The 25,656-nt window shown below is 43.3% G+C and carries 26 protein-coding genes, 1 tRNA gene and 1 other RNA gene; 14 read left to right on the top strand and 14 right to left on the bottom strand.

The annotated features are described in order from the left end of the window. Positions 1-14: 14 nt before the first annotated feature. The 7 genes from ffs to DEHRE_RS00565 all read right to left on the bottom strand — a co-directional run bounded on the left by ffs (position 15) and on the right by DEHRE_RS00565 (position 4,974). An RNA gene (ffs, locus tag DEHRE_RS14240) (signal recognition particle sRNA large type) lies at positions 15-281 on the bottom strand. Positions 282-358: 77 nt separating this feature from the next. Further along, positions 359-452, bottom strand: a tRNA-Ser gene (locus DEHRE_RS00590). A 127-nt stretch (positions 453-579) separates the two neighbouring features. After that, positions 580-1,206 (bottom strand): TetR/AcrR family transcriptional regulator, encoded by a 627-nt coding sequence (locus tag DEHRE_RS00585; protein WP_019224873.1) that lies wholly within the window; start codon positions 1,204-1,206, stop codon positions 580-582. A 17-nt stretch (positions 1,207-1,223) separates the two neighbouring features. Beyond that, positions 1,224-2,339: an ABC transporter permease gene (locus tag DEHRE_RS00580; protein WP_019224874.1), complete on the bottom strand. Its 1,116-nt coding sequence runs from the start codon at positions 2,337-2,339 to the stop codon at positions 1,224-1,226. Between the two features lie 15 nt (positions 2,340-2,354). Beyond that, positions 2,355-3,278, bottom strand: a complete 924-nt coding sequence (locus tag DEHRE_RS00575; RefSeq protein ID WP_019224875.1) for an ABC transporter ATP-binding protein — start codon at positions 3,276-3,278, stop codon at positions 2,355-2,357. Further along, positions 3,279-4,193, bottom strand: coding sequence for an ABC transporter ATP-binding protein (locus DEHRE_RS00570; protein ID WP_019224876.1), 915 nt, complete (start codon positions 4,191-4,193; stop codon positions 3,279-3,281). It lies immediately after the preceding gene. Next, complete coding sequence (locus tag DEHRE_RS00565) at positions 4,186-4,974, bottom strand: efflux RND transporter periplasmic adaptor subunit (RefSeq protein WP_019224877.1); 789 nt, start codon at positions 4,972-4,974, stop codon at positions 4,186-4,188. Before DEHRE_RS00565 ends, DEHRE_RS00570 begins: the two co-directional genes overlap by 8 nt. A 252-nt stretch (positions 4,975-5,226) precedes the next feature. Between DEHRE_RS00565 and DEHRE_RS00560 the strand changes: the two genes are divergently transcribed. After that, the gene (locus tag DEHRE_RS00560) at positions 5,227-5,895 is read left to right on the top strand and encodes a hypothetical protein (RefSeq protein WP_019224878.1); all 669 of its coding nucleotides are present in this window, start codon (positions 5,227-5,229) and stop codon (positions 5,893-5,895) included. A gap of 182 nt (positions 5,896-6,077) precedes the next feature. Here the strand turns inward: DEHRE_RS00560 and DEHRE_RS00555 are convergent, their stop codons facing one another. The 3 genes from DEHRE_RS00555 to DEHRE_RS00545 form a co-directional block, all read right to left on the bottom strand. Then, positions 6,078-7,814 carry a CotH kinase family protein gene (locus DEHRE_RS00555; protein ID WP_019224879.1) on the bottom strand — a complete coding sequence of 579 codons (1,737 nt, stop codon included), beginning with the start codon at positions 7,812-7,814 and terminating at the stop codon, positions 6,078-6,080. 51 nt (positions 7,815-7,865) lie between these two features. Beyond that, positions 7,866-8,591 carry a DUF4956 domain-containing protein gene (locus DEHRE_RS00550; RefSeq protein ID WP_019224880.1) on the bottom strand — a complete coding sequence of 242 codons (726 nt, stop codon included), beginning with the start codon at positions 8,589-8,591 and terminating at the stop codon, positions 7,866-7,868. Between the two features lie 98 nt (positions 8,592-8,689). Continuing rightward, positions 8,690-9,370, bottom strand: coding sequence for a polyphosphate polymerase domain-containing protein (locus DEHRE_RS00545; protein ID WP_019224881.1), 681 nt, complete (start codon positions 9,368-9,370; stop codon positions 8,690-8,692). Between the two features lie 116 nt (positions 9,371-9,486). On the opposite strand from DEHRE_RS00545, the gene DEHRE_RS00540 reads away from it, so the two are divergent. Both DEHRE_RS00540 and DEHRE_RS00535 read left to right on the top strand, forming a co-directional pair. Further along, the gene (locus DEHRE_RS00540) at positions 9,487-10,734 is read left to right on the top strand and encodes a CapA family protein (RefSeq protein ID WP_019224882.1); all 1,248 of its coding nucleotides are present in this window, start codon (positions 9,487-9,489) and stop codon (positions 10,732-10,734) included. Between the two features lie 308 nt (positions 10,735-11,042). After that, a complete protein-coding gene (locus DEHRE_RS00535) occupies positions 11,043-12,296 on the top strand; it encodes an ammonium transporter (protein ID WP_025204933.1) in 1,254 nt (417 codons plus the stop codon). A gap of 146 nt (positions 12,297-12,442) precedes the next feature. On the opposite strand, the gene DEHRE_RS00530 is transcribed toward DEHRE_RS00535, so the two are convergent. Both DEHRE_RS00530 and DEHRE_RS00525 read right to left on the bottom strand, forming a co-directional pair. Continuing rightward, a complete protein-coding gene (locus DEHRE_RS00530) occupies positions 12,443-13,084 on the bottom strand; it encodes a hypothetical protein (RefSeq protein ID WP_019224884.1) in 642 nt (213 codons plus the stop codon). Between the two features lie 284 nt (positions 13,085-13,368). Continuing rightward, on the bottom strand, positions 13,369-13,737 hold the full coding sequence (locus DEHRE_RS00525) for a helix-turn-helix domain-containing protein (protein WP_019224885.1): 369 nt from the start codon (positions 13,735-13,737) through the stop codon (positions 13,369-13,371). A 220-nt stretch (positions 13,738-13,957) separates the two neighbouring features. On the opposite strand from DEHRE_RS00525, the gene DEHRE_RS00520 reads away from it, so the two are divergent. Both DEHRE_RS00520 and DEHRE_RS00515 read left to right on the top strand, forming a co-directional pair. Then, complete coding sequence (locus tag DEHRE_RS00520) at positions 13,958-14,161, top strand: helix-turn-helix domain-containing protein (protein ID WP_015042261.1); 204 nt, start codon at positions 13,958-13,960, stop codon at positions 14,159-14,161. 263 nt (positions 14,162-14,424) lie between these two features. Then, positions 14,425-15,786: an MATE family efflux transporter gene (locus DEHRE_RS00515; RefSeq protein ID WP_019224886.1), complete on the top strand. Its 1,362-nt coding sequence runs from the start codon at positions 14,425-14,427 to the stop codon at positions 15,784-15,786. Positions 15,787-15,944: 158 nt separating this feature from the next. Here the strand turns inward: DEHRE_RS00515 and DEHRE_RS00510 are convergent, their stop codons facing one another. Then, a complete protein-coding gene (locus DEHRE_RS00510; protein WP_019224887.1) occupies positions 15,945-17,552 on the bottom strand; it encodes an L-lactate permease in 1,608 nt (535 codons plus the stop codon). Positions 17,553-17,734: 182 nt separating this feature from the next. Next, positions 17,735-19,009 (bottom strand): hypothetical protein, encoded by a 1,275-nt coding sequence (locus tag DEHRE_RS00505; RefSeq protein WP_019224888.1) that lies wholly within the window; start codon positions 19,007-19,009, stop codon positions 17,735-17,737. Between the two features lie 285 nt (positions 19,010-19,294). Here DEHRE_RS00505 and DEHRE_RS00500 point away from each other — a divergent pair, with 285 nt between their 5' ends. The 9 genes from DEHRE_RS00500 to DEHRE_RS00455 all read left to right on the top strand — a co-directional run bounded on the left by DEHRE_RS00500 (position 19,295) and on the right by DEHRE_RS00455 (position 25,647). Further along, positions 19,295-20,701 (top strand): sensor domain-containing diguanylate cyclase, encoded by a 1,407-nt coding sequence (locus DEHRE_RS00500; protein ID WP_025204932.1) that lies wholly within the window; start codon positions 19,295-19,297, stop codon positions 20,699-20,701. Between the two features lie 428 nt (positions 20,702-21,129). Beyond that, positions 21,130-21,708, top strand: coding sequence for a hypothetical protein (locus DEHRE_RS00490; RefSeq protein WP_025204930.1), 579 nt, complete (start codon positions 21,130-21,132; stop codon positions 21,706-21,708). Beyond that, the gene (locus tag DEHRE_RS00485; protein WP_025204929.1) at positions 21,701-22,249 is read left to right on the top strand and encodes a helix-turn-helix domain-containing protein; all 549 of its coding nucleotides are present in this window, start codon (positions 21,701-21,703) and stop codon (positions 22,247-22,249) included. Before DEHRE_RS00490 ends, DEHRE_RS00485 begins: the two co-directional genes overlap by 8 nt. 63 nt (positions 22,250-22,312) lie before the next feature. Beyond that, positions 22,313-23,137, top strand: coding sequence for a ParA family protein (locus DEHRE_RS00480; protein WP_025204928.1), 825 nt, complete (start codon positions 22,313-22,315; stop codon positions 23,135-23,137). Next, entirely contained in the window at positions 23,088-24,032 is a 945-nt protein-coding gene (locus tag DEHRE_RS00475; RefSeq protein ID WP_025204927.1) for a ParB/RepB/Spo0J family partition protein, read from the top strand. The genes DEHRE_RS00480 and DEHRE_RS00475 overlap by 50 nt, the downstream gene beginning before the upstream one ends. A 92-nt stretch (positions 24,033-24,124) precedes the next feature. After that, a complete protein-coding gene (locus DEHRE_RS00470; protein ID WP_015042142.1) occupies positions 24,125-24,304 on the top strand; it encodes a hypothetical protein in 180 nt (59 codons plus the stop codon). 175 nt (positions 24,305-24,479) lie between these two features. Further along, positions 24,480-24,629 (top strand): hypothetical protein, encoded by a 150-nt coding sequence (locus DEHRE_RS14940; protein WP_167539420.1) that lies wholly within the window; start codon positions 24,480-24,482, stop codon positions 24,627-24,629. A 97-nt stretch (positions 24,630-24,726) separates the two neighbouring features. Further along, the gene (locus DEHRE_RS00460) at positions 24,727-25,335 is read left to right on the top strand and encodes a hypothetical protein (RefSeq protein ID WP_025204925.1); all 609 of its coding nucleotides are present in this window, start codon (positions 24,727-24,729) and stop codon (positions 25,333-25,335) included. Positions 25,336-25,347: 12 nt separating this feature from the next. Then, positions 25,348-25,647: a hypothetical protein gene (locus DEHRE_RS00455; RefSeq protein ID WP_025204924.1), complete on the top strand. Its 300-nt coding sequence runs from the start codon at positions 25,348-25,350 to the stop codon at positions 25,645-25,647. Positions 25,648-25,656 lie beyond the last annotated feature (9 nt).

The following is a 25,656-nucleotide window of genomic DNA, read 5'->3' as shown; positions in this document are numbered from 1 at the left end:
TATATGAATAAAGACCGTGCACCTTTGATCGAACCAAAACCTCCGGACGTTAACCCTGCTCAAATGTTCATTCCCGGTCACCTCGCGGCACACAGAACTAACTCCTTAGTGCTGCTTCCGTCAGGATCTGACACGGTTCAAAGCGTTCCGTTGCGCAAGACCAGAAACTCATCACATTCAAACATGGACTGCTCCGACGACCAGATCCTCATCAAAGGAATTAAACCCCGCTATAGCGGATTGCGGGTTACAAGGAACCGCTGACTCCCCGTCTAGCACGGTCAAACTTTATTATACCATGAAAAAGAAAGTAAATAAATAAAAAGCCTTTAAATGTCAAGGCTTCGAATAATGTCAATGGCGGAGAGAGTGGGATTCGAACCCACGACACAGTTCATCACCATGTACCCGCTTTCCAGGCGAGCGCCTTCGACCAACTCAGCCATCTCTCCGGGTCTGAAACAGCAATTATTCATTAATATCAGTTTTTCGCAAAAGATTAACAAAGTCGCAAATGTTATTATACTGGCTCGGACAGCGAACGTCAACTCTAATTCAATATTAATGTTTCTACAGCTTTTACCCGTTCTGCTCATCAGCCAAATTTACTTTCAGTTCTGTCAAATTAGCTAAACTTGCTTCCTGCTTTGTATTGCTTAACGGTTCAACGGCCCCGAAAATGAACATATTCAGGAATTCCAATCCGACCTGTTCAAAAGACATGCCGCTCTTCAGGATAAACTCAGGACTGAGAATCTCTGACATCGCTGTTAACAGTGATGTCTTAAAAATCCCGGAATCTACTCGTAAACGCAGTTTACTGCTGACCAGAAGGTGATCGATCAGCCTGTCAATCTTTTTCTGACGGATCTGGTCAATTTTTTGCCAGAGCATCGGATAATGATGGCTTAAGTCAGCTAAAAACTGAGGATTGATCAGATAAGAAATATTCTGAAGAACCCCGGCAATGATCGTGTTGATATCTTTTGAATCGGAAAGTCTCAAATTCCTGGCAATAATTTCATCCGTTACCTTATCAATTGTTGCTTCAAACAAGTCTTCTTTGCTGGCAAAATGACGATAGATCGTTCTTTTACTTAATCCGGCCGCTTTGGCCAGTTCTTCCATGGAAAGACGGGAAAAACCCAGAGCATTCTTTATAGCAAGCTGTTCACAGGCCAGAATAATTTTTTCTCTCGTATCCACGATGTTAACTCCTCTTTTTAGGCTATTTTCTTCTTAAACTTCAGAATACTGATCGTAAGAAACAACACTGAAAATAAAATCAGGCAGATGACCTGGCTGACCAGGTAGGAAAAACCAATTCCTTTCAGAACGATTCCTCTGATGATGTCCAGGTAATATGTCAGCGGAATCACATCGCTGAGATAGTAAATGATCCTGGGCATGGCGTCTCGCGGGAAAAGAAAACCCGAAAGCATAATACTCGGAAGCATGATAAAAAAGGACATCTGGAAAGCCTGCATTTGATTTCTGGCAATATTGGATATCATGATACCCAGACCTAAGGACGCTGTGATAAAGAAAAGCGTCAAGCCATACAGTTCCAGCAGACTTCCTTTGATCGGAACTCCAAACACCAGGACCCCGACCAGCAGGGCAACGGTAATCTGGATATAACCCAGAAAGATATAAGGAATAATTTTTCCGATCATTAGCTCATACGACTTGATCGGCGTAACAATAAGCTGCTCGAGCGTTCCCTTTTCCCTCTCCCGGACCAGGGACATCGATGTCATCATCACCATAGAAAGTGTCACAACAATTCCCAGGATCCCGGGCACCATATAATAAGCGGTAATTCCGTCCGGATTATACCAGGCCCGTACTCGGATGTCGTACGGCGGATTAGTCAGATCGATATGCAGTTTCTGAGTGATGACTTCCTGTGATTTCAGCAGGCCGATGGAATTAGCTGTCGCCATGGCCTGGTTCGCTACCATATTGTCGCTCGCATCGACAATCACCTGGACAGGGGCAGATTCGCCTTTTTGCACGTTATTGGCAAAACCTGGCGGAAAAACGATCCCGACCTTCGCGTTACCGCTGTCAATCATATCATTGACTTCCTGAAAGCTATTGGCCGCATAAAGGACGTCATAATATCCGGAAGCACTGAAAGCCTCCAGTAGATCTCTGCTCTCCTCGCTAAGAGACTGATCAAATACTACCGTCGGGATATGTTTGACTTCCGTTTGGATCGCATAACCAAATAGAAGCAGCTGAATCAGAGGAAGCATAAACACCAGTCCCAGTGTCAGTCTGTCTCTGCGGATATGCAGAAACTCCTTATAAAGAACAGCCTGAATTCTTCCCATTCGTATCCTCCTCGTCTATTCGGCGTATCCCGAGGTTCTTTGCTGTTTGGCCAAAGCTACAAAAACATCTTCCAGAGAAGGCATAATAATTTGAGGTTCGCAGGCCAAGTCCTGCTCCAGCTGCGAAACATCATCCTCTCCTGTCAGCAGGACGTGAAGGAGCGCCCCGTGGATCGTACACTCCTTAACATAAGGCAGTTTTTCGATTTCCTTCACGCGTTGCATGCCATCCTTGAGCTTTAGCTCAACCATGCAACCTTGAATTGATTTTTTCTTGAGTTGGTCCGGACTATCCACCGCCATCAGTTTCCCGCCGGATATAAACGCGGCCCGATGACAGCGTTCTGCTTCATCCATAAAGTGGGTTGTTACCATGACCGTGGTTCCCTCATTCGTCATTTTTTTGATGATCTGAAAGAACATTCTGCGGCTGGTCGGACTAACTCCGCTGGTCGGCTCATCTAGGAAAAGCAGCGGTGGTTTGGCAATGATAGCGCAACCCAAGGCAAGCCGTTGTTTCCAGCCCCCGCTTAAGTTACCGGCAAGTTCATTTTCCCTTCCTGTCAGATCGGCCATCGCAATCATTTCATCCATTCTCCCGGATAAATTTTTGCGCGGAATTCCATACAGACCTGCATAGAATTTTAAATTCTCTTTCACTGTAAGGTCATCATAGAGGCTAAATTTTTGAGACATATAGCCGATACTTTGTTTAATTTTTTCAGCTTCCTTTCGGAGATCATAGCCCAGAACTACCGCAGAGCCCCCGGTTGGTTCCAAAATGCCGCAGAGCATTCGGATTGTCGTCGATTTACCCGCGCCATTCGGTCCTAAAAAACCAAAAATCTCCCCTCTTCCGACCCGAAGCGAAACGTTGTCAACTGCGGTAAAGTCACCAAATTTTTTTATCAGGCCTTCGGTAATAATCACATTTTCCATCTATTTTCCTCCTGCCATGATGACAAAGACATCTTCAATGGAAGGGGCCACTTTTTGCAGCTGGCTAAAGGTGCAGCCCTTTGTCGTAAGGGTCTGTTCAATAAAGGCTTCTGCCTCGACGTTCTTGTCCATGATCAAACGGTACTTGTCTCCAAATAGGGAATAATCCAGGATTCCATCTGTTTTCCCGAACAGCCAGGGTTCTTTTGTATCAGCCATAACCTCCCAGACCTGATAAGGGAATTTTTCTTTCAGGCCCACTGGCGTATCCAGCACATGAACGCTTCCTTCATTCATGAACGCTACCCAGGTACAAAGTTCCGCCTCATCCATATATGGGGTAGACACCAGCATGGTCATTCCTTCCCGGTTCAACTGGTATAGAATCTTCCAGAACTCCTTCCGGAATTCCGGATCAACACCATAGGTCGGTTCATCGAGAATCAACAGTTTCGGCCTGGTGACAAGCGCGCAGGTCAGCGCCAGTTTTTGCTTCATTCCGCCGGAAAGTTGATCCGCAAATCTTTTTTTAAACGCAACCAGGTTGGTGATTTCCAGAATCTCTTCCGAACGATGGATAATGACTTCTTTTTTAAGGCTGTACATCTCCCCGAAAAAGAGTAAGTTCTCCATGACCGTAAGGTCGCCATAGAGGCTGAAACGCTGCGGCATATAACCAAAATTTCTGGCACCGGCGTCTTTTCCTTTTTCCCGTTCTCTGTCCGTGAGCCCCAAAACCCTTACTTCACCGGCATCTGGGGTCAACAGCCCGCAGATAACCCGAATGAGCGTCGTTTTACCTGCTCCATCCGGACCAATCAAACCAAAAATCTCTCCCTCGCTGACGTTCAGACTTACATCGTTAACGGCCAGCAGAGATCCAAATTTTTTAGACAGCTGATTTACCTTAATCATTGGCCGTCTCTACCATTTTGATCACAACATCTGCCGGCATGCCTGGTTTCAATAATCCTTCGGGATTATCCACTGCAATTTTGACTTTGTAGACAATATTGGCCCTTTCTCTTTTGGTTTGAATCGTTTTGGGCGTAAATTCTCCCTGGCTGGCAATTTCAGCAATCGTGCCTGTAAACACCCTGTCCAGACCACTGATCGTGAAATTCGCTTCCCTTCCCAATTCTAAAAAAGGCAGGTCATCTGTCGGTATATATACGTTAATCCAGACCTGGTCCAGATTGACAACCGTGGCCAACGTGGATCCGGCCGTGACATATTCACCAATTTCATAATCTTTGGCTTGAATGGTCCCGTCAATCGGAGATTTTATCTGCAGATCAGCCAGCTGCGCCTCCGTTGTTTTGACGACAGCCTGCATCAGCATTACCTGATCTTGGGCAGCTGTAATTGTATGGTCACTGCTTCCCGACGGCAAAGCATCCAGATTGTTTTGAGCAATTGCTACATTTAGTTTATCCCTTTCCAGCTGGGCTGCCAAATCATTACGCTGTATCTCGGCAATGATATCTGCTTTCTTGACCTTATCCCCGGATTTTACCTGAAAATTCTGAACCTTGCCGGCGATCATCACACGCAAGTCCACGGTGGTAGCTTCAATTGTACCGGATGCCTCAACCGTCTCGTCATCAGAAGAATAAAAATATTCCCACCCCAGATAGCCTGAAAGCAATACAGCTGCAGCAATAATGGCTGCCACGATTTTCTTTTTTTTCGCCATTTTCGCGTCCCCTTTTCAAATATGCTTTTTTCTCTGCCGTTTCAGCAATATCATACAGGATGTGATACAGTTTATCCATTTATATTTTATACGGAAGTCACGAATTTATGACTATAGTGACATTGTAGCATGACAACATTGTTTTGCAAGATAGAAAATCAAACAGAATGAAAAGTTGGCTATATTATTATTTTTTTGGCATACTGAAAATAGTGTTGTATCATTTTTTAGACTGCAAAGGAGGCTAATTCAATGAAAATTGTCCCCGAACCTATTACACATGTATTAAAGAAAAAGCATGCCCTCTGGAGCATTATCGTTCTGGCTCTCTTGTTTTTTAACGGATGCTCTCTCGCCAAACCGGAACCGAAACCGGCCCCTTCTCCCTCCAGCGAGCAGACTGAAAATATTGCCGCGTACATTCCGTTGAGTGTCGGCAATTACTGGTTCTATGAAGGAATCGGTAACGAATATGCTTCTTATACAGAAAAAGTTACGTACCAGCAGCGTAATCAATACCAGGTCATAATTGACAATGGCGGCACTGTTACAGCTAACAGATATGAAGTTGCAGCAGACCGTATTGTTAATACCTTTAGACAGTCTGAATTCTATGAAGATAAAAATATCTTGGATCAACCATCAAATATTGAGGCTATCCTTCTGCAATCACCGCTTACCTCAGGCAATTCGTGGACCAGTGAAGGAAATTCATATGAGATCATTGACACGGCCGCCACGGTAGAAGTGCCAGCCGGGATTTTTGAAAATTGCCTGACTGTAAAAATCACGTATCCTGAAAGCGGAAATTACAGCTTATATTACTATAAGAAAGACGTCGGTCTAATCAAATCTGAGTATGTGATGCCGGAAAACGAAAAAGTAGTCTCGCAGCTTAAAGAATATGATGTCCAGCACTAGTGCCTTGTCAACCCTCTAATTCATGTAAACCACCGAGGAAAACTCTGTATGGCAAGGAGCTGCAAGACAACGCCGTATACTGAAATTTTACCAGTAGGGATATGTAGATTTAGGATAGGCATGATACTAAATAAAGAGGGTTTGCTCTGAATCAATGTTCAAACAGCAAACCCTCTTTATACTTAAATCGAATGCTTGTTCCTTTTTTTCAGGATAGCCAGACTTAAAATTATAAGCACGAATGCCGCACCGCCAATAAGATAATCTTCTCGACGGTTTATCCATCTATTATTAGAATTCTGACCGGGCGCTTCCTGCCAATTTATGCCCGGTATCTTTTGCTTATAATCCATTCCTTCTGGCATATTTCCCGGTGGCTGCATGCCTTGATCCTGTCTTATATCGGGATGTATTCCCTGCAGCCCTTGCTCTGCCCGTTGTCCCCATTGCGCCTGTTGTCCCTGTCTTGTCAGCGGCGGCTGTAGCCCACCTGCATTTTCACCGGCCGCATCCTCTGTTGTTCCCGATGAAGGTAGTTCCCCGCTTAGCTGTTTGGAGACATTATCAATCCGGTCCCGGATAAATGCAACCAATCCTATCAAATCTCCGCTTCCCGGCATATTCTTTCCAGCCCCAAAGCCGCCTCGGGATGTGGTCTTACTGTCTGTTATAGGTTCCTGAGAAGAGCCTTCGCCGATTGCTTGTTCAAATTGTTCCAGCGTATAGAACTTGGTTGGGTCACTTGCGACATAAGGTCTAATCAGATCAGCGGTTTTCTCGATTTTAGCCGTTATTTTCTCCAAAGCAAAAGGCCCTTGGATAAAAGCTTTCATGTATTGGTGATAGACGTCCTTATACGCCTGTACTTCGAGTAGTTTGCCCAGCAGTGGGCGCTGGTCTAATGACGTTCCGGAAACCGGCTGATCAATAGACAGCGCAGTACCTCCGCCAAATCCACCAAAGGACAAATTATAATCCCAGGGGAGGAAACTGAATACTCCGTTCTCCTCATATAAATAATAATTGTGGGTAAACTGTCCCTGATAGCTGTCCATATTGACAAGTACGGTATTAACTGCAAAATATCGTAGGATCTCGTCAATATTCAGGTACGTTTCTAAATCCCCGCCCTCATCTAGTGCTTTGATCATCTTAACTAAAGCCTCATTGCTGCCTTCTTTCAAGGCGGTCACAGCTTGCAGGCCGCTGTAGGATTCAATATTGTCATCACTGTAAACCAAATCGTTTCCTTTACCCCGATCGCCATACGGTTTATAGAGTGTCCCATGGTCCTGGCCAAAGTACCTTTCCGCATATGCTTCTTCAACGCCCTCAACTGCCAGATACAAACCTGCTGGATGATTATTGATATAAAGGTTCGCGTAGCAATAAGCAGGAACAGGAACGTTCATCTCTTTCAGCAGCGAGTAGGATAGGTATTCCCGCATACAGGACGCATCACCCCAGCCATTGTTCAAATTCAGTTTGGTCAGACCCGAAAGGCTTTGCCCTTCAATATAATGATCAAAATCAATTTTAAAGCTGTAGCGGTCGGAATTGCTTTTCAGGACTGAATTAAGGCTGGAATTGCCTTTGGTGCGGATTCCGACACTTTTTGTCTTCAAGCCATCAATCACAACCTGAGCCTCTTTATATTCTTCCTCTGCGGGATTTTGCAGCATGTCCTGATAATCCGCCTCAGGGATTGAAATGCGAATTTCGATGACTTTGTCAGGATCGAAGAAACGTTCCATATAAGCAGAATAAACTGACCCTGTGGAGGAGCTGCCTGTTCCTGTTCTTCCAGTGTTCAAATGGACGGCACTGTCTCCCTGCTTGGAAGACAGTACTGAATAGGCGGTCGTTAAGGTGCATACTGCAAGCAGGGCCGCAACAATCCCTGTAATTTTTTTGTCCATGTTTTAACCCCTCTTTTTCAGGCGTCGGATGCAATGCTGCTTAAAGGATGATTACACTGCAAGCTCTCCGTTATAACTTACCAGGACAACATCGTTTACTCCTTCTATAGCTGCCAAGGTATTGACAAAATCTGTGTTATCAACTCTTAATCGCACTTCAACGGTAAGCTCGATTCCCTGTCCACCGCGAACTGCTTTTGATTTAATTTTCATTCTTTTGACATGCTCCGCCAGCTTTATCAGCAGCATTCTTTCTGCCTCGCCGTTATTGCAGTTTGCAACCACCATATAAGGAATTTCATTGGTTGTCTTACTTGTAAAAATAATCAGCATGATTCCGACGACAATCGACCCGCTAATGGCCAGCAGATACTGCCCTGCCCCGCTGACGATTCCCGCTGCGATGGCCCAGAAGATAAAGACAATGTCCATTGGATCTTTGATTGCTGATCTGAAACGTACGATACTTAAAGCTCCAACCATGCCGAGAGAAAGAACGATGTTAGACGTGACACCCATGATGATGAGTGTGGTAATCATTGCCATCCCTACAAGAGAAACGTTAAAGTTCCTGGAATACATGACCCCATTGAACGTCTTCTTATACACCGCATAGATAAACAGTCCGAGTAGAAAAGAAATCAGTAACGTAATCGCCACATCAACAATAGAAAAATTTGTGACTGCGTTTTCAAGAAAATTGTTTTTAAAAATATCTGCAAAGGTAAATGTTTGATCTGTAGCCGCCGTTGTAACGGCAGTCGTTGTTGCATCCATAATACTATCCTCCATTAAGATTCTAAATTATTTTGATGTTGAGGTTCAATTTTGCGCATTTAATCCGCATTCTTTGTATTTATTTATCTTTTGCGTTTTTATCCGTATTTCCGGCATAAAACATATTTTGAGATTGCTGCCTTCTGTCTGCTGTCTAATTGAATCAGGTTGGCAATATGACTTGGCAGGTAACAGTCATATTTAATTTCCAGAATCGCTGTATCACTCGCTAAAGCATAGGCCAGTGGGGTGGTAAAATCCAAAAAGCTGGTTGCAGCGAGTCCGGTTTTTACATCACCGTCGATCGTGATTCTTACCCTACCCGGTTCCCATATGTAGGCCTGCCGTTGATACTCTACAATTGTCTTTGGCTTAAACAGGCCAGTTCTCATTTTCGTATAAAGATGCCGGCATACAGCTTCCGGACAATTTTTCAAAAATTGATAGTTGCCGTTGATTAAGTCTTGACATTCCTCTTCGGTCAAAATCGCACTCTCTTTAAAGCCTGACCCATCGTTCTTGACTTTTTTCTCAAGCCGGATGATTGCTGTAGAATGATCATATGTTCTGATTCTAAATTTTTCCCGATATTTAGCCCCTATCAACTTCTCCAATAATGCCGTATCATTAATATCATCAAAGTAAAGACTTCTGACGGTATTAAAGCCTTCCGGCCCGGTATGTTTGTCCTTGGGAAGCACCCTATTTAAACGGTTGACCAGTACTGCTCTGTCGAAGTTATTGATGCTCATTTTAATTTCCTGGCGATATTTGCTCACATGCTCACCCCCTGTCGCATATTCCAACGATCTTTTGATGATGCTATTTTATCCACTCTATGTGTCATTAATGTGAACGCTGGTTAACAAATTTGTGAAGAATTTAGGTGATGGCTATGTTAAGAAAACGTTGGCTTCCTATATTTGCAGCGGTGATCTTACTTCTTAGTGTTACCGTTTGGGAAAAAGCCAAGACACCGCTGGCTTCCGAATCCACAGAACTGATGCCTGCCGCCAATGATGCCGTTTCTGAAAGTAATTCGTCAGAGACCGCTGCTTCTGAACCTGAGGCTGCTGAATCTACGCAAATTAAACTTACGCTGCTTGGGGATATCATGTGCCATCCAACGCAATACGAGGCAGCCAAGATAAGCGGAGGCTATGATTTTAGACCTTCTTTTGAAGAAATCGGGGAGGATACAAGGCTCGCCGACCTGACTCTTGCCAATCTTGAAACGACCCTGGCCGGGAAGGAAATGACTTATAGCGGTTATCCTTCTTTTAATACCCCGGAACAAGTGGCTGACGCTGTCCGGAAAACACTTGGTGTAGATGTTGTCTCTACCGCTAATAATCACTCTTTAGACCGGAATTTTTCGGGCCTAAGCCGGATGATCGATTTTCTGGATCAATCTGGTCTGAAACATACGGGAACCTATCAGACCGCCGAAGACAGTCAGAAAATTCTGATCCAGGAAATTTCCGGCCTGCGTATCGCTTTCTTAAGCTATACCTATGGCACCAATGGGGTTACCCTTCCTGAAGATAAAGCTTTTGCTGTGAATTATCTGGATCGGGAAAAAATCCTTAGGGATGCTGAGAAGGCGCGCGCTCTGGGAGCAGACTTAGTTATTGCCTCTTTGCACTGGGGAACGGAGTATGCCGTAAAACCCTCCGCTGAACAGATTAATCTGGCCACCTGGATCTTTGAAAATACGGAGGTTGATATCATCGCCGGCAATCATGTCCATGCTGTCCAGCCGATCACCTTTCTCCAAGTAAAAAGCAAGTCCACTGGTAAAGAAAAAGAAGGATTGGTGATCTATGCCCAGGGAAATTTTATTTCCGATCAAAAAACAGATACGGCGAATATGGGCATCATGGTTGATATTTTTCTGGATATCCGTTCTGCTGAAAAACCAGTTATCACACATGTTGCATACTATCCGACCTGGATTGATGAAACTCCAAGAGCCGGTCCGAAGACATATCGCGTCTTAAATGTGACAAAGGCCCTGGCCAATTATCAGTCAGGGCAGGATCCGCTGCTGGACAGTGCAGATTATGCAGAGATGCTGGCCTATGTATCTCAAATTAAGCAAACTATCCCTTCTGAAAATAAGATTCGTTTCGCCAACAAATAATGTATACAGTATATTTGTCTGTATACATTATTTATCATTATTATCTCTTTACAGCCTGCTGAGTGTTCATTATATTTTTCTTAGGCAAAGGAGCCACAAAAAAAGCCAGCCTGCAGGCCGGTTTTTTGGGGGCTTCTTTTTTTGATGTCTATGGACGGCGGAACAGGAAGCGTGGAGGCGTCTAAATAGCCTTCACGGTGTTGAATACGTCACGGACGATAAAGTAATTCGACTGGACCAATGTCGCGATGCCATGAATGTCAAAAATCTGCTGGCAAGGATGGCAAGGATAAAAAGGAGAGATTGTAATGAATTATGGCGATATTGCCTTTATGCTTTTCAGCACCGCCCTAGTTTTTTTAATGATACCCGGACTCGCTTTTTTTTATGGAGGGCTCGTCAAAAGACGCCATGTCCTGTCGATCATGATGCAAAGCATCGCTGCAATCGGAATTATCTCGATTCTCTGGATTGTTATCGGTTATACCCTGGCTTTTGGGCCGGATATCGGGCATTTGATTGGCGGATTGGACTATGCAGGCTTAAGAGGTGTTGGTCTGAATCCCAAAACAGAAAGTGCAACAATTCCTCATATGTTGTTTATGCTCTATCAAATGATGTTTGCAATCATTACTCCAGCTATTATGACCGGAGCAACAGCGGAGAGACTGCGCTTTCCAGCCTATATCCTTTTAATCTCCCTGTGGAGCCTTTTGATTTATGTGCCTCTTACCCATTGGGTATGGGGCGGAGGCTGGCTGGCTGATCTGGGCGTCTTGGATTTTGCCGGAGGGATTGTTGTCCATATTAGTTCGGGCTTTTCAGCCTTGATTGCCGCTTTGTATATTGGCAAACGCTACCATAAAGACTCAGAACAGGCTATCCCACATAACATTCCATATGTGATTCTTGGCGGAGGTCTCCTGTGGTTTGGCTGGTTCGGGTTTAATGGCGGTAGTGAACTGGCTGCAGACGGTATTGCTGTGCTTGCCTCGACTACTACGCACCTGTCTGCCTGTGCCGGACTACTGGGATGGATAATTATTGAAAAACTGCTTCATGGCAAACCAACCGTACTCGGTGCTGTCTCAGGCATGGTTGCAGGGCTCGGCGCCATCACACCTGCCTGCGCTTACGTGACTCCGCTTGCTGCGGTCTTGATCGGACTGGTTTCTTCAGGTTTGTGCTACTTTGCAGTCGCTTGGCTGAAAGTTAAACTGGGTTACGATGATGCTTTTGGTATTCATGGTATTGGCGGGACCTGGGGAACCCTGGCTGTCGGCATTTTTTGCACCACGGCTCTAAACCCCAATGGTGCGGATGGACTTTTCTATTCCGGGTCATTTTCCCAGGTTGGGATACAACTTTTGGCCATCCTCGCAACTTATGCTTACTGCGGCGTCATGACCTTCTTGATCCTTAAAGTCATCAGTCTCATTACTCCTCTTGCAGCAACGACTGAAGAACAGGAAACAGGCCTTGATATCAGCCAACATGGCGAAAGCGCCTATCCAGACATTGAAGGAATGACTTCGGATTCCGCCTGGAATATGGTGAATTAATAAATGGCTGTAACGAAATATACCAGATAGAAATTCTTCTATATAAGCCACTAAACCATTAAAAAAGGATTTTCACCGCGTTCACGGTGAAAATCCCTTTTCAATTTTGCCAGGAAAAAGTATACTTGAATTTTTAATTGTAACAATTATTGGGCAAAGGAACGGCTTAAAGATTCGACTTGAACTGCATAAGCCGATTTGTAATGCCCATTATTCTCGTAAAAGGTTAACCTGCCGTTGATCCCCAATCGATATGCCGTGTACGATTCATATTTATTCATATAGACATCCTCTAAATACTTCAGATATCCACCGGCTAAGTAGGTCGCATAATATTTGTCTGCCGACAGGAGTTCCCCGTTCGGATAAGGGATCTCTTTATGATAATATTCGGTGATGGCCATGTAGGCCGTTTTAGCTGTAGCCAATTTCATTTGGGTCGTATTGTAGGATAAGGATCCGCCATCCATATTGGTGGCAGGCACATATTTTGATTCTTGGGCAATTAAGGCAAACAGTTCATAAGGTTCCAGCTGAAAGGTCTCTTCAACGCTCGCAATATACGCTAGATATTCGGGGTCGACCTGATAGTCTCTGGCAATTCGTGCTAAATTCTCTTGTCTGTATGTTTGATCTTCTTTTGCACTAACGACGTTACATTCTTCTTGGCTTACTTTTTCCCTGTCTTCGGCAAAGGCGGCTGTCCCGACAAACATCACCTGTGCAGCAATCGTAAATGCTACCAGGAACATAGCCAGAAAACGGCCAATCCTTTTCTGTTGAAACACGGTCTTTCCTCCTTAAGGACTTTTGACAGCTTTTCGCCATCATCTTTTGTTATTTTGTCAGAATAAAATCTTTCTATGCTTGAGATCCTCCCATAATCTTTGTCCTGTATCTCAAGGTGACAAAATTCTACATTTTTTTACTTTAACCGATTTTACCACATCAAATCAAAAAACGCAAAAAAAGAGGACCATTAATTCCCTCTTTTACCATTATATATGCGGTTATTTTTTGATTAAAGGTGTCTTTAGAACGCCTCGTATCCGTTTAAAGGCCGGTCTGCAGCTCAGGAGAGGTCGGAATCCCTGATCTTCTTTTTTATTTGCAGATACGTCAGCAGTTCTTCCTGATCTTTTTCTTCCCAGAAATCAAAGTCGTCCAATTTCTCTAAAACTTCCCTGAAATGAACGCTTTTATCCGCCAGGGAATAATACTCAGGTTCTGAGCCCGCATCCATCGTTTGTTCACCTAAAAGGTAGGATACCGATACTCCTAGACCCAGGGCAATATCTGTCAGCCGGTCTAAAGAAGGCCTTCTTCTGTTTTGTTCAATATCACTCAAATAAGAGATGGAGATACCGCTTCTTTCAGAAAGCTTACGAAGTGTAAACTTTTTTTCTTTTCTTTGTTCTTTAATCCTATCCCCGACAGTCAACGCAATTTCCTCCAAATTTTCGATAATAGCGAATTAATACTAGTATAATCGCTGAAAAACGCCAGGTCTACTGAGCTGCTATACATTTTTGACGTAAACACGCGCAATGTGGAAGAATATCCTATATTTTCTTGGGATTGGAACCTATTTTTAGCAGACGGCTAAATTTAATCATTGCATAATTACGCTATATGCGTAATTATTAGACGGAGGTGGTGTTATGTCCCTTGGTTCAAAAATCCGGGAGATTCGGAAGAAAAAGCATTTAAAACAAAAGGAACTGGCTGAGATTGCCGGTATTTCCGTTTCTTATCTATGTGAGATCGAAAGAGATAAAACAAATCCATCTATTAAAACACTTTTCCATCTCACTCAAGCCCTTGGGGTCCGTCTATCGACGCTCCTCGGCGATCAGGAATATTAGGAACAGAATAATATTAGTATTTTTCAAAATGAAAAGGATTTTTCTATAGAATGAAGTCCTTTTATTTTTTTGACAAATGCATACAAGAATATTTTAAAAAAACTCCTTGAAATATTCAAACAAAAATGCTAGTATGAATAATTATCGTTTTTCCGATAATCTGTTCAGAGGATAAAAACGACAAGCGGAAATCTTTATTTACCTGAGTTCTTTAGGTAAAAATGTAGCCCAGTTTATGAAGAAACTGTAGAAGGAGACTGTACATGGATAAAAGTTTTGAATTCGGTAATAAAAGCATTGGGAAGCTATTATGGCAATTTTCCTGGCCGGCGATTGTCGGTATGTTGGTGAATGCCTTATATAATATTGTTGACCGGATTTTTGTGGGCCGCGGCGTCGGTACACTTGCGATTGCTGCAACGACAGTGGCCTTCCCAATTATGCTTCTGTTTATGGCACTCGCGATGCTAGTTGGTATTGGTGCAACAGCATTAATCTCCATCCGGCTCGGAGAACAGAAAAAAGAAGAAGCCGAAAAAATTGTAGGTAATGCACTTACTCTCTTGATTATGCTTCCGCTCCTTTTTATGGCTTTCTATTTCTCCTTTGCAGAACAGCTCTTAGTCTTTTTTGGTGCTAATCAGGAAGTATTGCCCAATGCACTTGATTTTACCAATATTATTGTTGCAGGATCCGTTTTTAGCACAATCGGTTTTGGCATGAACAATTTTATCAGAGCTGAAGGAAACCCCAGAATTGCGATGCTGACGCAAATTCTCGGTGCTGTGATTAACGGGGTATTGAATTACATTTTTATTTTCCATTTGGGATTAGGTATAGCGGGTTCCGCACTCGCAACGGTCTCGGGCCAATTCATTACGACGCTTTGGGTATTGGGCTATTTTCTTCTCGGCCACAGCACGCTTAAGCTCCGCCTGAAAAACTTAAAACCGGATTTTCCGATCTATCTGGCCATATTGTCTATTGGCTTTGCTCCGTTTGCGATGCAACTTGCCAACAGTTTGCAGAATATGCTTCTGAATAAGAGTGTCATGCTTTATGGCGGCGACCTAGCGCTGTCTGCCATCGGCGTCATTATGAGTATTTCAACATTGTTCTTTATGCCGATTATCGGTGTCAGCCAGGGTGCTCAGCCTATCATAGGCTTTAACTATGGAGCCGGGCAGTTTGAAAGAGTTAAGGCAGCATTGAAGAAGGCCATCATCGCGAGCACCTGTATTGCTGTTGCCGGCTATCTGGTCATACATTTCTGGCCCGAACAAATCATTGGCTTGTTCAGTGACAACGATAAGGCGCTTACAGAACTGGCAACTCACGTGATACTGGTATTTTTTACCATGTTCCCACTGATTGGTTTTCAAATTATTTGCTCAAGTTACTTTCAGGCAGTCGGCAAACCGCTTCAATCATCTGTTTTGAGCCTTTCACGGCAGGTACTGCTCTATATACCGCTTCTTTTGGTCCTGCCTCATTTTTGGGGAATTGAGGGTGTCTGGCGGGCTACCCCGATTGCAGATATCTTATCCGTTCTGATCACAGCAACGTTGATAACGCTGGAAATGAAACGGCTTAGCAAAAATCAGCCCGCTGTCAGCGTAGGATAATTCAGGCTGATATAAAACTGATATATCTAAAATACGAACAAGGACTTCACAACTGTGAAGTCCTTGTTCGTATTTAGATGACCCGTTCTTTCTCAGAGATCGGGACACTGAAGGATCATATTTTAGCATAGACTCTTATTTACGATATGATCTCCCGATTACACCAGGAACTTAAGCAAGGCGACCACCACAGCAGCAGTCACTGCTGACATGATGAGCGCAAAAATAAAGGCAACGCGCATCACTTTGTTTTCTTCACCAAGTTTATCAATAGATGCGGCCGCATTTTGGAGTTTTGCCGGGGAAATTACGCTGGCTAGTCCTCCACCAAAGGCTAACCCGGCTGTAACGATGATAATACCCTTAAGTCCCCAGTCAAGATTCGTTGCTGTTGACATGGTATATTTCGCAAACATCGCAATCGTCGAAGCTTCACTTCCGGTAATGAATCCTCCGAATAATCCAATAAAGCTTACAATAGCTCCGTAGGCTCCATGAAAAGCCTGCGCGGAATAGTCTGCGAGTACTTTCACCATACTTGGGCACAGTGTTTTCGGCAGTGCGGCATTGAGATTGGAAGCCATATTAAATCCAGACATATTCATGACTTCACCAATCGCAAAGAAGATCGCTGCTGAGAAAACAGGTTTTGGTGCCCTTCGCCACCAAACTTTTATCGAATCTTTAATTTGGGCGGCTTTTGGGCGCATAATCGGGATCGAAATCAAGATGCTGACCAGAATCCAGGTGTAGGCATTCCATAAAGCTCGGGTTGCTATCGGCTTGCCGTCTGCAGATAAGCCGGGAATGCTGAGCGTCAGTGTCCGGTATAAATAATCGAAAGATTCCTTCGGCAGGTTAAGTGCCAGAATCAGAACGATCAAAAGCAGCCAGGGCATAATGGCTTTCCACAAAGGATATTCTTTTTCATAGGCAAGTTCTTCTGGCGTCAGCCGGCTTCGATCAATAATTTTTTTACCCGTTAGCTTAAGGTACAGGATCATTACAAGAATGACTGCAAAACCACTTAAGACTCCTGTGAGGACAACCAGATTGTCATAATGATTGGTAAAATAAGCGACAATCGAAATGGTAATGCCCGTAACCAATACCGGGACGATCCCTTCTTTGACGGCTTTCCACTTTCCGACAATCCAAAGCATCGAAAAGCCGATCAGGGTAGATACAACCGGCAAAAACATAAAGAAGATGCTTCCGGCTTGAGAAAGGGTAATTTCATTGCCTTTTCCTAAAAAGCTGTTCGCGATATCCACAAACACCACGATCGGGGCGCCGAGTAAAGCATACGTACACAGGGAGTCATATCCGATCGCCGGTAAAGCTATGGCCACATACGTAGAGTATCCCATCGCAATCAAGATAGGCGGCAGAAGAGATACAGGAGTTGCCCCGACGGCAACCATCAGCGTTCCAAATCCAATGTTGATCATCATGATCTGAACGGCTCTGTTTTCACTGGCTAAGGTCTTAATAAATATAATAATTCGTTTTAAGGCCCCTGTCTTTTCCATATAGGCCATTTGCAGCAGCGATGTGGCTACGATCAGTGATACTGAAAAAGATTTAATCAGACCGGCCAGCGTCGAGCGTACAATGACTTCTCCCGACGTCTGAAAAAACAAAAACGCCACAAGAGAAACAGCAAGCCAACCCACAATTCCGCTGGTATGGGCTGGCTTTTTAAACACAATAAGCATAACAACAATGACTGCTATCGGCAGCAGTGCAAGCAGCAGTGGCAACATTCTCTCCCATCCTTCCATTCTACAAGTATAAATTTTTTATAACTACCTACTTTATAATATATGATTTTGCTCAAAAAAAAAGCACTTTTTTAGCTTTTTACTTTTTGCATTATATGTTTCGAGCCAATAGAAAGGCCCGCTTTTCACCATGAAAAACGGGCCGAAACTGAAGATTTCCTCAACTAAGGGATCATGACATATTGCGCGGGTCCCGGAACAATGATCCATCCGTCGTAAATGATGCTGATACTGAAATAGTAGTACTCACCGGAAACTAAATTACCCTGGATATCACCCTGATAATAAGTGTCGGCGTTTATTGTCACCGAAGTCCTGTTCCGGTCTGTAATCCATTCCAGATAACCGTCATTTGGATATTTTGGGTTAGGATTACTCTTTGAAATGACCACTTTGTAGCCTTCAAAATTTGCTGCTTCTGAAGCTGTCCAGCTTAAAATCAAATTACTGCCGCTGGCTGTTGCCGATATGGCAATCGGATCTAGGCTCTGTCGGACACCTTCCTTCTCAGCTAGTGAATCGTATCCATCGGCCGGATACGTGACATGGACGGCATTTCCGGCAACCCTGCCATCGCTGTATAAAGCCGTCACACTAACGTAATATGCCTGTCCGGGAGTCAGATAACTGCCAAAGTCTCCGCCGTGATACGCTGTGCTGTTGTCGATTACCCACTGGCTGGTGCTTTGATTGGTAATGTAAGTCAAATAACCGCTGCTGGGATAGGCCGGCCTGGAATTATTTTTGGAAATAATGACCTTATAGCCCTGGAAGCTTTCACTGTAAATCGGATTCCATTTGACAATAAGCCGGTTGTTGTCCGTAGAAACGGTTACCTGAGGCGCCTTTGAAGAGGAAGAGGAGGATACAACTGGTTTGACAGCAGGTTTTGTTTCTGTAGCCGGTGTTTCCTTGGTGGGTTGTGTTGTTTCGGCCGGCGTTGCGATAGCTTCCTCGGCAGGTTCCGGTGAAGAGACAGCCGTACCGATCGGATACGTCAGTTGCAGGCTGTCACCCGGAACGGTCTTATCCGAATAAAGCACCGTGATGCTAAAATAGTATTTTTCACCAGGGACAAGTTTCTCGCCAAAGTCTCCGTTTTTATAGGCTTCACTGTTATTGATCACCGCACTGGTCATGGTCCTTTCAGTAATGTAGTATAAATACCCGTCATCTGGATACTTCGGATTCGGATTGCTCTTTGAAATCACCACTTTATAGCCGGAAAATTTGGGGTGATCAACCTGATCCCAATGTAAGATAATTTTATCGCCAGAAATCTCCCCGTTCACTGCCACAGCAACATAAGGAGTTTTATCCTCGCCTATTTTTAATCCGGGCCAGGAAGCATTTTGCGCATAACCATAGGTGACTATGCCTAAACAAAAAATGACTGCACATATCGCGATTGCAATATTTCTGGATAAACGAGGTTTCATGGTCTTTTCTCCTTTCATACCACCGTTTGCATACGAGTAACTTACTCTCAACTAAAAATAACGTAAAAAATAAGATCAACTATGTAAAATCTATAATTCTACAGTATTAATTTAATTCCTTTTTCTTCCTTAATATTTAGGAATTAAGTCCCATCAAATTAGGAAATATGGATCTGCATAATCCCAAATGTATAGTTTGATACGATGGAAAGGAGTATGTCATTTAATGTCGAATCATTGATTCTAAATAAACTTAATTAATTTTTCTAAAGGAGAGGAGGGAATATGATGAAAGAACCGGTTGAGTTGATCCAATCAAATCAAACATTTTTAATTAGACGTACCTTAGAATATGCAAAAATGCATAATTATACAAAATATACCTCTACTCTGGAAGAAGCTTGGCGTACATCAATTAACGGGTTATCCGAAGCTTTAATCTCAGTTCTCAAGTCCTGTGAATCTATACCTGAATTAAATGTGGATGAAGATTATGCAAATGATCCAATTGGTTCTTTTGGGATACTTGAGGCACAGCTTCATCGCAAACGTGGAGTTACCCTGGAAATGTTTTTAGGATTGATGAAATATTATCGTCAATCCTATCTCGATCTGATAATAGAAACCTATAGGAAACAAAATATAGATTGTGATTACTTTTTATTGTTTATTAATCGGTTTTTTGATCGTGTAGAATTAGCTTTTAGCAGTGAGTGGATCAACGAGAAGAAGGAAGTACTTACGTTAAGTCTTCAAAATACGAATCGTATGATGACGAATGAAAAAAATAAGTATTTAACAATATTTGAAAGTATTCCAACTCCTTCAATCATTTTGGATAGTAATAATATGATTGACAACATGAACAATGCAGCTAAAGAGTTCCTCAAGTCTGCGGGAATTGATGGGACATCTTATTATTCCAATGAAAAACATGAAATATATTTAGTACATGTATTCCCTTGGCTTGCAGAAGAATTTACTGCTTTTATCAACGGAAATGATATTGAAGTATCCATTGAAAAGAATTTGAAAATGCTCGAATTAGGAACCAGGAATCTGGTTATAAACTTTCACCGCATGTTGGACGTAAGTGAAAAATATAAAGGTACAGTGATCATATTTACGGATTTAACATATAGAAAACAAATTGAGGACAGGTTAAAATTTATCAGTTTTCACGATGATCTTACAGGATTATACAACAGAGCATTCTTTAATGAAGAATTGTTAAGACTGTGTTCAGGCAGGTCTAATCCAGTAGCGATTATAGAATGTGATGTTGACGGGCTTAAAGTGGTAAACGATACTTTGGGACATCATGCCGGAGATTTGCTTATTACTTCCACTGCTTCAATACTTCGTCGTTCTATCCGGGAAAACGACGTTGCTGCCCGGGTAGGTGGTGATGAATTTACAATTGTTTTACCAAATTGCTCACCTGGCTCATTAAAAGAGGTCTGTCAGAGAATCGAATTTGAACTCGAAAAACATAACAAAGAAAACTCTTATTTGCCTGTGAGTTTTTCCATTGGTGCTGCATTAGGGGATGCTCATAATGACAGCTTAGACCACATTTATAGGAATGCTGATAATGAGATGTATAAAAATAAACAAGAAAAGCGAGAGCAATACAAGCTTTGGTTCAACTCGTTATATGCTAAGTATGGGGACAAACTATTTAATAACTAATTTACTTTGCCGTCAGGCCATGGTACTGCCGGAGCGGCCGCCCGTTCGAATCCCACCTTCTTCTTTATTAAAATAAGCTTCATCTTGCGATGAAGCTTTATCTTCAGTGGCGGAGAAGGTGGGATTCGAACCCACGTGCCCTTGCGGACAACCGCATTTCGAGTGGTCAAATTAAAAGAGAAAATAGTGGAAGTTAGCGGTAAATGCATGTAGATAAAAACCAACAAAACCCTTATAGGATCAGGTTTCCAGAGAATTTTTTCTTATTTACAAGGAAAGTAGAACATAGTAAAAAAATAACGAAAAAGTTGATCCAAAACCTGTTTTGGATAGAACTCGGATAGAACTAGAAAAAACTATCATTTTTAACTCTTAGATTCGCTTTCACCACTTGCCGTTGACAAATTCGAGAAAAGTGAGTGAAGCAAATGAATTTTGATGAATATTGTTCTTCAGTAATTGATCGTTATCCTGAATATGTTACACAGAAAGAAATGTGTGTCATCTTGGGTATTTGCACATCCACGGCCTACTCCATCCAAAAAAAAGGCATGATTCCATTTGAATATATAAACACATCAGAAGGAAGAAGACAACGGATAAAGATTACCGACATTCTGCGATACCAATACGAAACGATGTGCTTCGCTGAATCAGAAAATGAGTTTATTGAAGGTTTGCGCCGTTATTACCAAAAACAATTGCGTAAATTCCCTAAACTGCTTTTAGTTTCTGATGTAATGCGTTTTACCGGATATTCAAAAACAACAGTAAACAATTGGATACTGCGCAATGAATTGAAGCCTCTGAGCTTTAAAAACAAGCGAATACAATTATTTCGTAGAGGTAAGGGGTCCGTTATAACAAAAGATACTTTCCTTGATTTTTTAACCGGCCCGTATTATAGGAACATAACAAGGAAATCAGACGTGCATAAAGAGCAAGCCAGACAATATGAGCAACTCTTTGATACTTTCATGTCAAAGCGAGGTGCTGTGAGTGTCTGACTATAGCTTTCTAATAGATAGGTATCCCGAATTTATAACGAAAGATCAATTCTATAAGATATGCCATATTAGCAAAAATACAGCGCGTCATTATCTGAAAAATGGCCTTATTCCTTGCATTGATTCTGGCAAAAAGACACGCAGATATAAAATTGCGTTGAAAGATATTATTTTCTTTTTAGAAGATAGAGACAAAAATCCTGAAAAATACTATCTGCCCAATCATTATAACAACCCATTTTTGCCGGGCAAAATCAGGCGGTATAATTTCAAACTCCGGCCTGATCTCTATAAAAATTATTACAAGCTAAAAGCCATAAATGAGGTTAGAAATTACAAGCAATATCTTGAACTGCAATTCGCAGATTATCCAGATATGTTAACAGGTATACAGATACAACAAGTCACCGGTCATTCAAAAAGTACAATAATTTCATGGTGCAAGTCCGGCAAGGTAAAGTATATTAGACGCCGTAATGCATACCTTCTTCAGAAAAAGAGTGTCATTGAATATTTGTTTAATAGAGAGTTGCAACAATGAGGATCGAGCCGTTTGTTCTGTTATAGAGCAAGCGGCTTTTTTGCGTGAAAGGAGGAAAATTCAATGTCGAAAGTAATCGCCTTAGCCAATCAAAAAGGTGGCACTGGAAAAACGACGACAGCAGTCAATCTGGGCATCGGACTTGCCAGGCAAGGAAAAAAAGTATTACTGGTGGACTCGGACGCACAGGGCAATCTGACGGATTCTTTAGGCTATCAAGAGCCAGACAATCTTCCTGTTTCATTGGCCAGCGTCCTGACCAAAATCATGACGGAGGAACCGTATGAAGCCAACGAAGGAATTCTTCACCATGCAGAAGGCGTAGACCTGATGCCGGGAAACATTGAACTGTCTGCTATTGAGGTGTCGCTGGTCAATACCATGAGCCGGGAAACGATACTCCGCACATATATCAACACGGTCAAAGACAGGTATGATTATGTGCTAATAGATTGCATGCCCTCTCTTGGCATGATGACCATCAACGCCCTTGCAGCCGCAGACAGCGTAATCATTCCCGTCCAGGCCCACTATTTGCCCGCTAAAGGAATGACACAGCTTTTACAGACCATTGCCAGGGTGAGAAGGCAAATCAATCCCAGACTTACCATTGACGGTGTGTTGCTAACAATGGTGGATAACCGCACCAATTTCGCAAAGGATATTTCCTTTGTCCTGCGGCGGGACTACGGCGACAAGCTGCGAGTTTTTCAAGCGGAAATTCCCCTGTCCATCCGGGCGGCTGAAACAAGCGCGCAGGGAAAAAGCATTTATGCGTTCGATCCGAACGGAATAGCCGCCAAGGCCTATCAAGCCTTTACAAAGGAGGTGCAGGACATTGGCGAAAAACGACGTGCGAAACAGCATCAAGCTGACCTCGGTAGATGAATTATTTACCACGGAGGAAAACCGCGCAGATAGTCAGCGGGAAAAGGTTCTGGATATTCCCCTTTCGGAAATCAGTGATTTTCCAAGCCATCCTTTTAACGTAAAAACGGATGAAGCTATGCTGGAAATGGCAGACAGCGTAAAGCAGTATGGGGTTTTGGTTCCCAGCCTTGTACGCCCTAAATCGGAGGGCGGCTATGAAATGGTGGCCGGACACAGGCGAAAAAAAGCAAGCGAACTTGCGGGCAAGGAAACAATGCCCTGTATTGTCCGTGAATTGGACGACGATGCCGCTACAATTATTATGGTTGACAGCAACTTGCAACGGGAAAGCATTCTGCCGAGCGAAAAAGCTTTTGCATATAAGATGAAACTGGAAGCCATGAAACGGCAAGCAGGCAGGCCGAGTAAAAATTCCGCCCAAGTTGGGAGTAATTCTTTCGGTAAAGAATCCAGAGAAATTCTTGCAGAACAAGCTGGAGAAAGCCGGAATCAAATTTCCCGCTATATCCGCCTTACCTCCCTGCTCCCCTCTATTCTTGAAATGGTAGACGAAAAAGAGATTGCTTTTAATCCAGCGGTGGAAATCTCCTACCTATCCGAAAATGAACAGCAGGATCTTTACAATACCATACAGTCGGAGGACTGCACCCCTTCCCTATCACAAGCACAGCGGATAAAGAAGTTCAGCCAGGAAGGCAGGCTGAACGCAGATGTCATATATTCCATTCTCACGGAAGAAAAGCCCAATCAAAAAGAAAGATTCCATATTCAGCGTGACCGTATCGACCGCTATTTTCCTAAAAACTTTACCGAAAAACAAAAGGAGGAGTTAGTTGTCCAGCTTCTGGAAAGCTGGTACAAGAAGCGCCAGCGGGAGCAGCAGGAGCGATGAAACAGGTCAATATAGCTGCATAAAAATAATCATTTTGCTCTCAAATCAGCAGGAGCATTTCTTATTGTCCTTTTTTAAAAGGAGGTGCCTCCATGTACTTTACAGAAGGACAGTTGCGCAAATACGAACGCATCATGCAGGAAAAACCGGAATTTGACCGCAAAAGTATTATTACTAAAACGGTAGAAGAACGGGATTGCAAGCACTGTCTTTACTTTGTCAAGCATCACAGTAAATGCAGCAAGAAAAAGTGCGTTTTGTTTGAAGAGTAACAACCTTATAGAAATTGTATGCCAAGGGGGTGGTATGTCCATTTGTTTGCAGTCATCGAATTGGGGACTTGCTGCTTCCCCCTCCCCACACCCCTCCCCTCAAAATTTACCAGCCGAAAAAGAAATACTCTTCGTCTGGTAAACCACTAAATTCATCCCAGAAAGGAATCTTTTTATGAAACAGACAGCAGAAAAGAAGCTGAAAGTCTTTCGTACCCTTATTCGCCATGTTCATACGGGTAATAAGGAGATACAGAAGGATAACAAAGTTCAGGCTACCGAGAAGGAGCGAAAACATCAACCGCCCTTCTTTTTCGGCCTGTAATGGTGCTCTCTATTTAAACGCAGGGAGCTTTTTTTATGAACGGGACGGCGATACCATCCCTATTCCGCCATCCATTTGATTGGAGAGTGATAGCAAAATGGATGATTCTAAACGCATGGTTGATACCTATGAGGTAAAACACGCCATCCATGTCGGCGATAAAGAAATCCTCTTTCTGGTAGATGAGAAAATAACCTCGTGCCCGTATATTGTGTGCAACTGTTCCTGGGATAACCCTTTAGGCGTTGACCAATATAGTGATGCTATGGGAAGCGCGGACTATCTGGAAATGATGACGGAGTTTACCGAACGCGTAAGAAAACAGCTTGAAGCGGTTAAAGCGGAACGGAACAAGATTACTGTGCCTTTACAGCCTTTTACTTTGAAGCATTGCATCCCAAGCGATTACAAAGAGAACATTGAAAACAAGGTGGTAATCATCCGCGCGGAGTGCCTGCGTCCCGAATACCGCACCACCGACAAGCAACTTGTGCTGGCCATAGGCGGTTTTGGCGTTCATGGCAATTCCAGGGGCCGGGCGGTCTATACCGTCAACCTTTATTCCGGCAAGGAATCACGCTGGAACCGGGAGAACATTTTAGGTACGCTCAAGCCAGAATATATGCCCGATTGGGCGAAAGAACGCCTGAAACAGATACAGCGCGAGCGGCAGGCAAAACAGCAAAAATGCGAACAGGAGCGTTAGGGGGGTTGGGCTATGGAGAAGGAGATTAATGCCGGGTATACCATCACCGACCGGCTAAGCGTGGGCAATGCTGAATTTGTCATCGGGCAGAGCGAAAGTGCTCCCGCCAAATTTGTAACCTGGAAGGTCAAAAAGGATGAAAAGGATTATTATTGGGGCCATTACTGCAATGACCGCCTGACGGCTCTTGAAGATTTGTGCAACCGCGCGCTGGATGAAGTCCATCATTTGGAAAGTCTACGGCAGGAACAAAACGGCGGCGAGAACCCGGCGAGGCAGAACGGGAAGAAAAAGTCTGTCCCGGAGCGTTAGAGGGTTACA

Origin of the sequence: Dehalobacter restrictus DSM 9455 (assembly GCF_000512895.1) — a bacterium.
GTDB lineage: Bacteria > Bacillota > Desulfitobacteriia > Desulfitobacteriales > Syntrophobotulaceae > Dehalobacter > Dehalobacter restrictus.
This window is presented reverse-complemented; position numbering and strand designations above follow the sequence as displayed.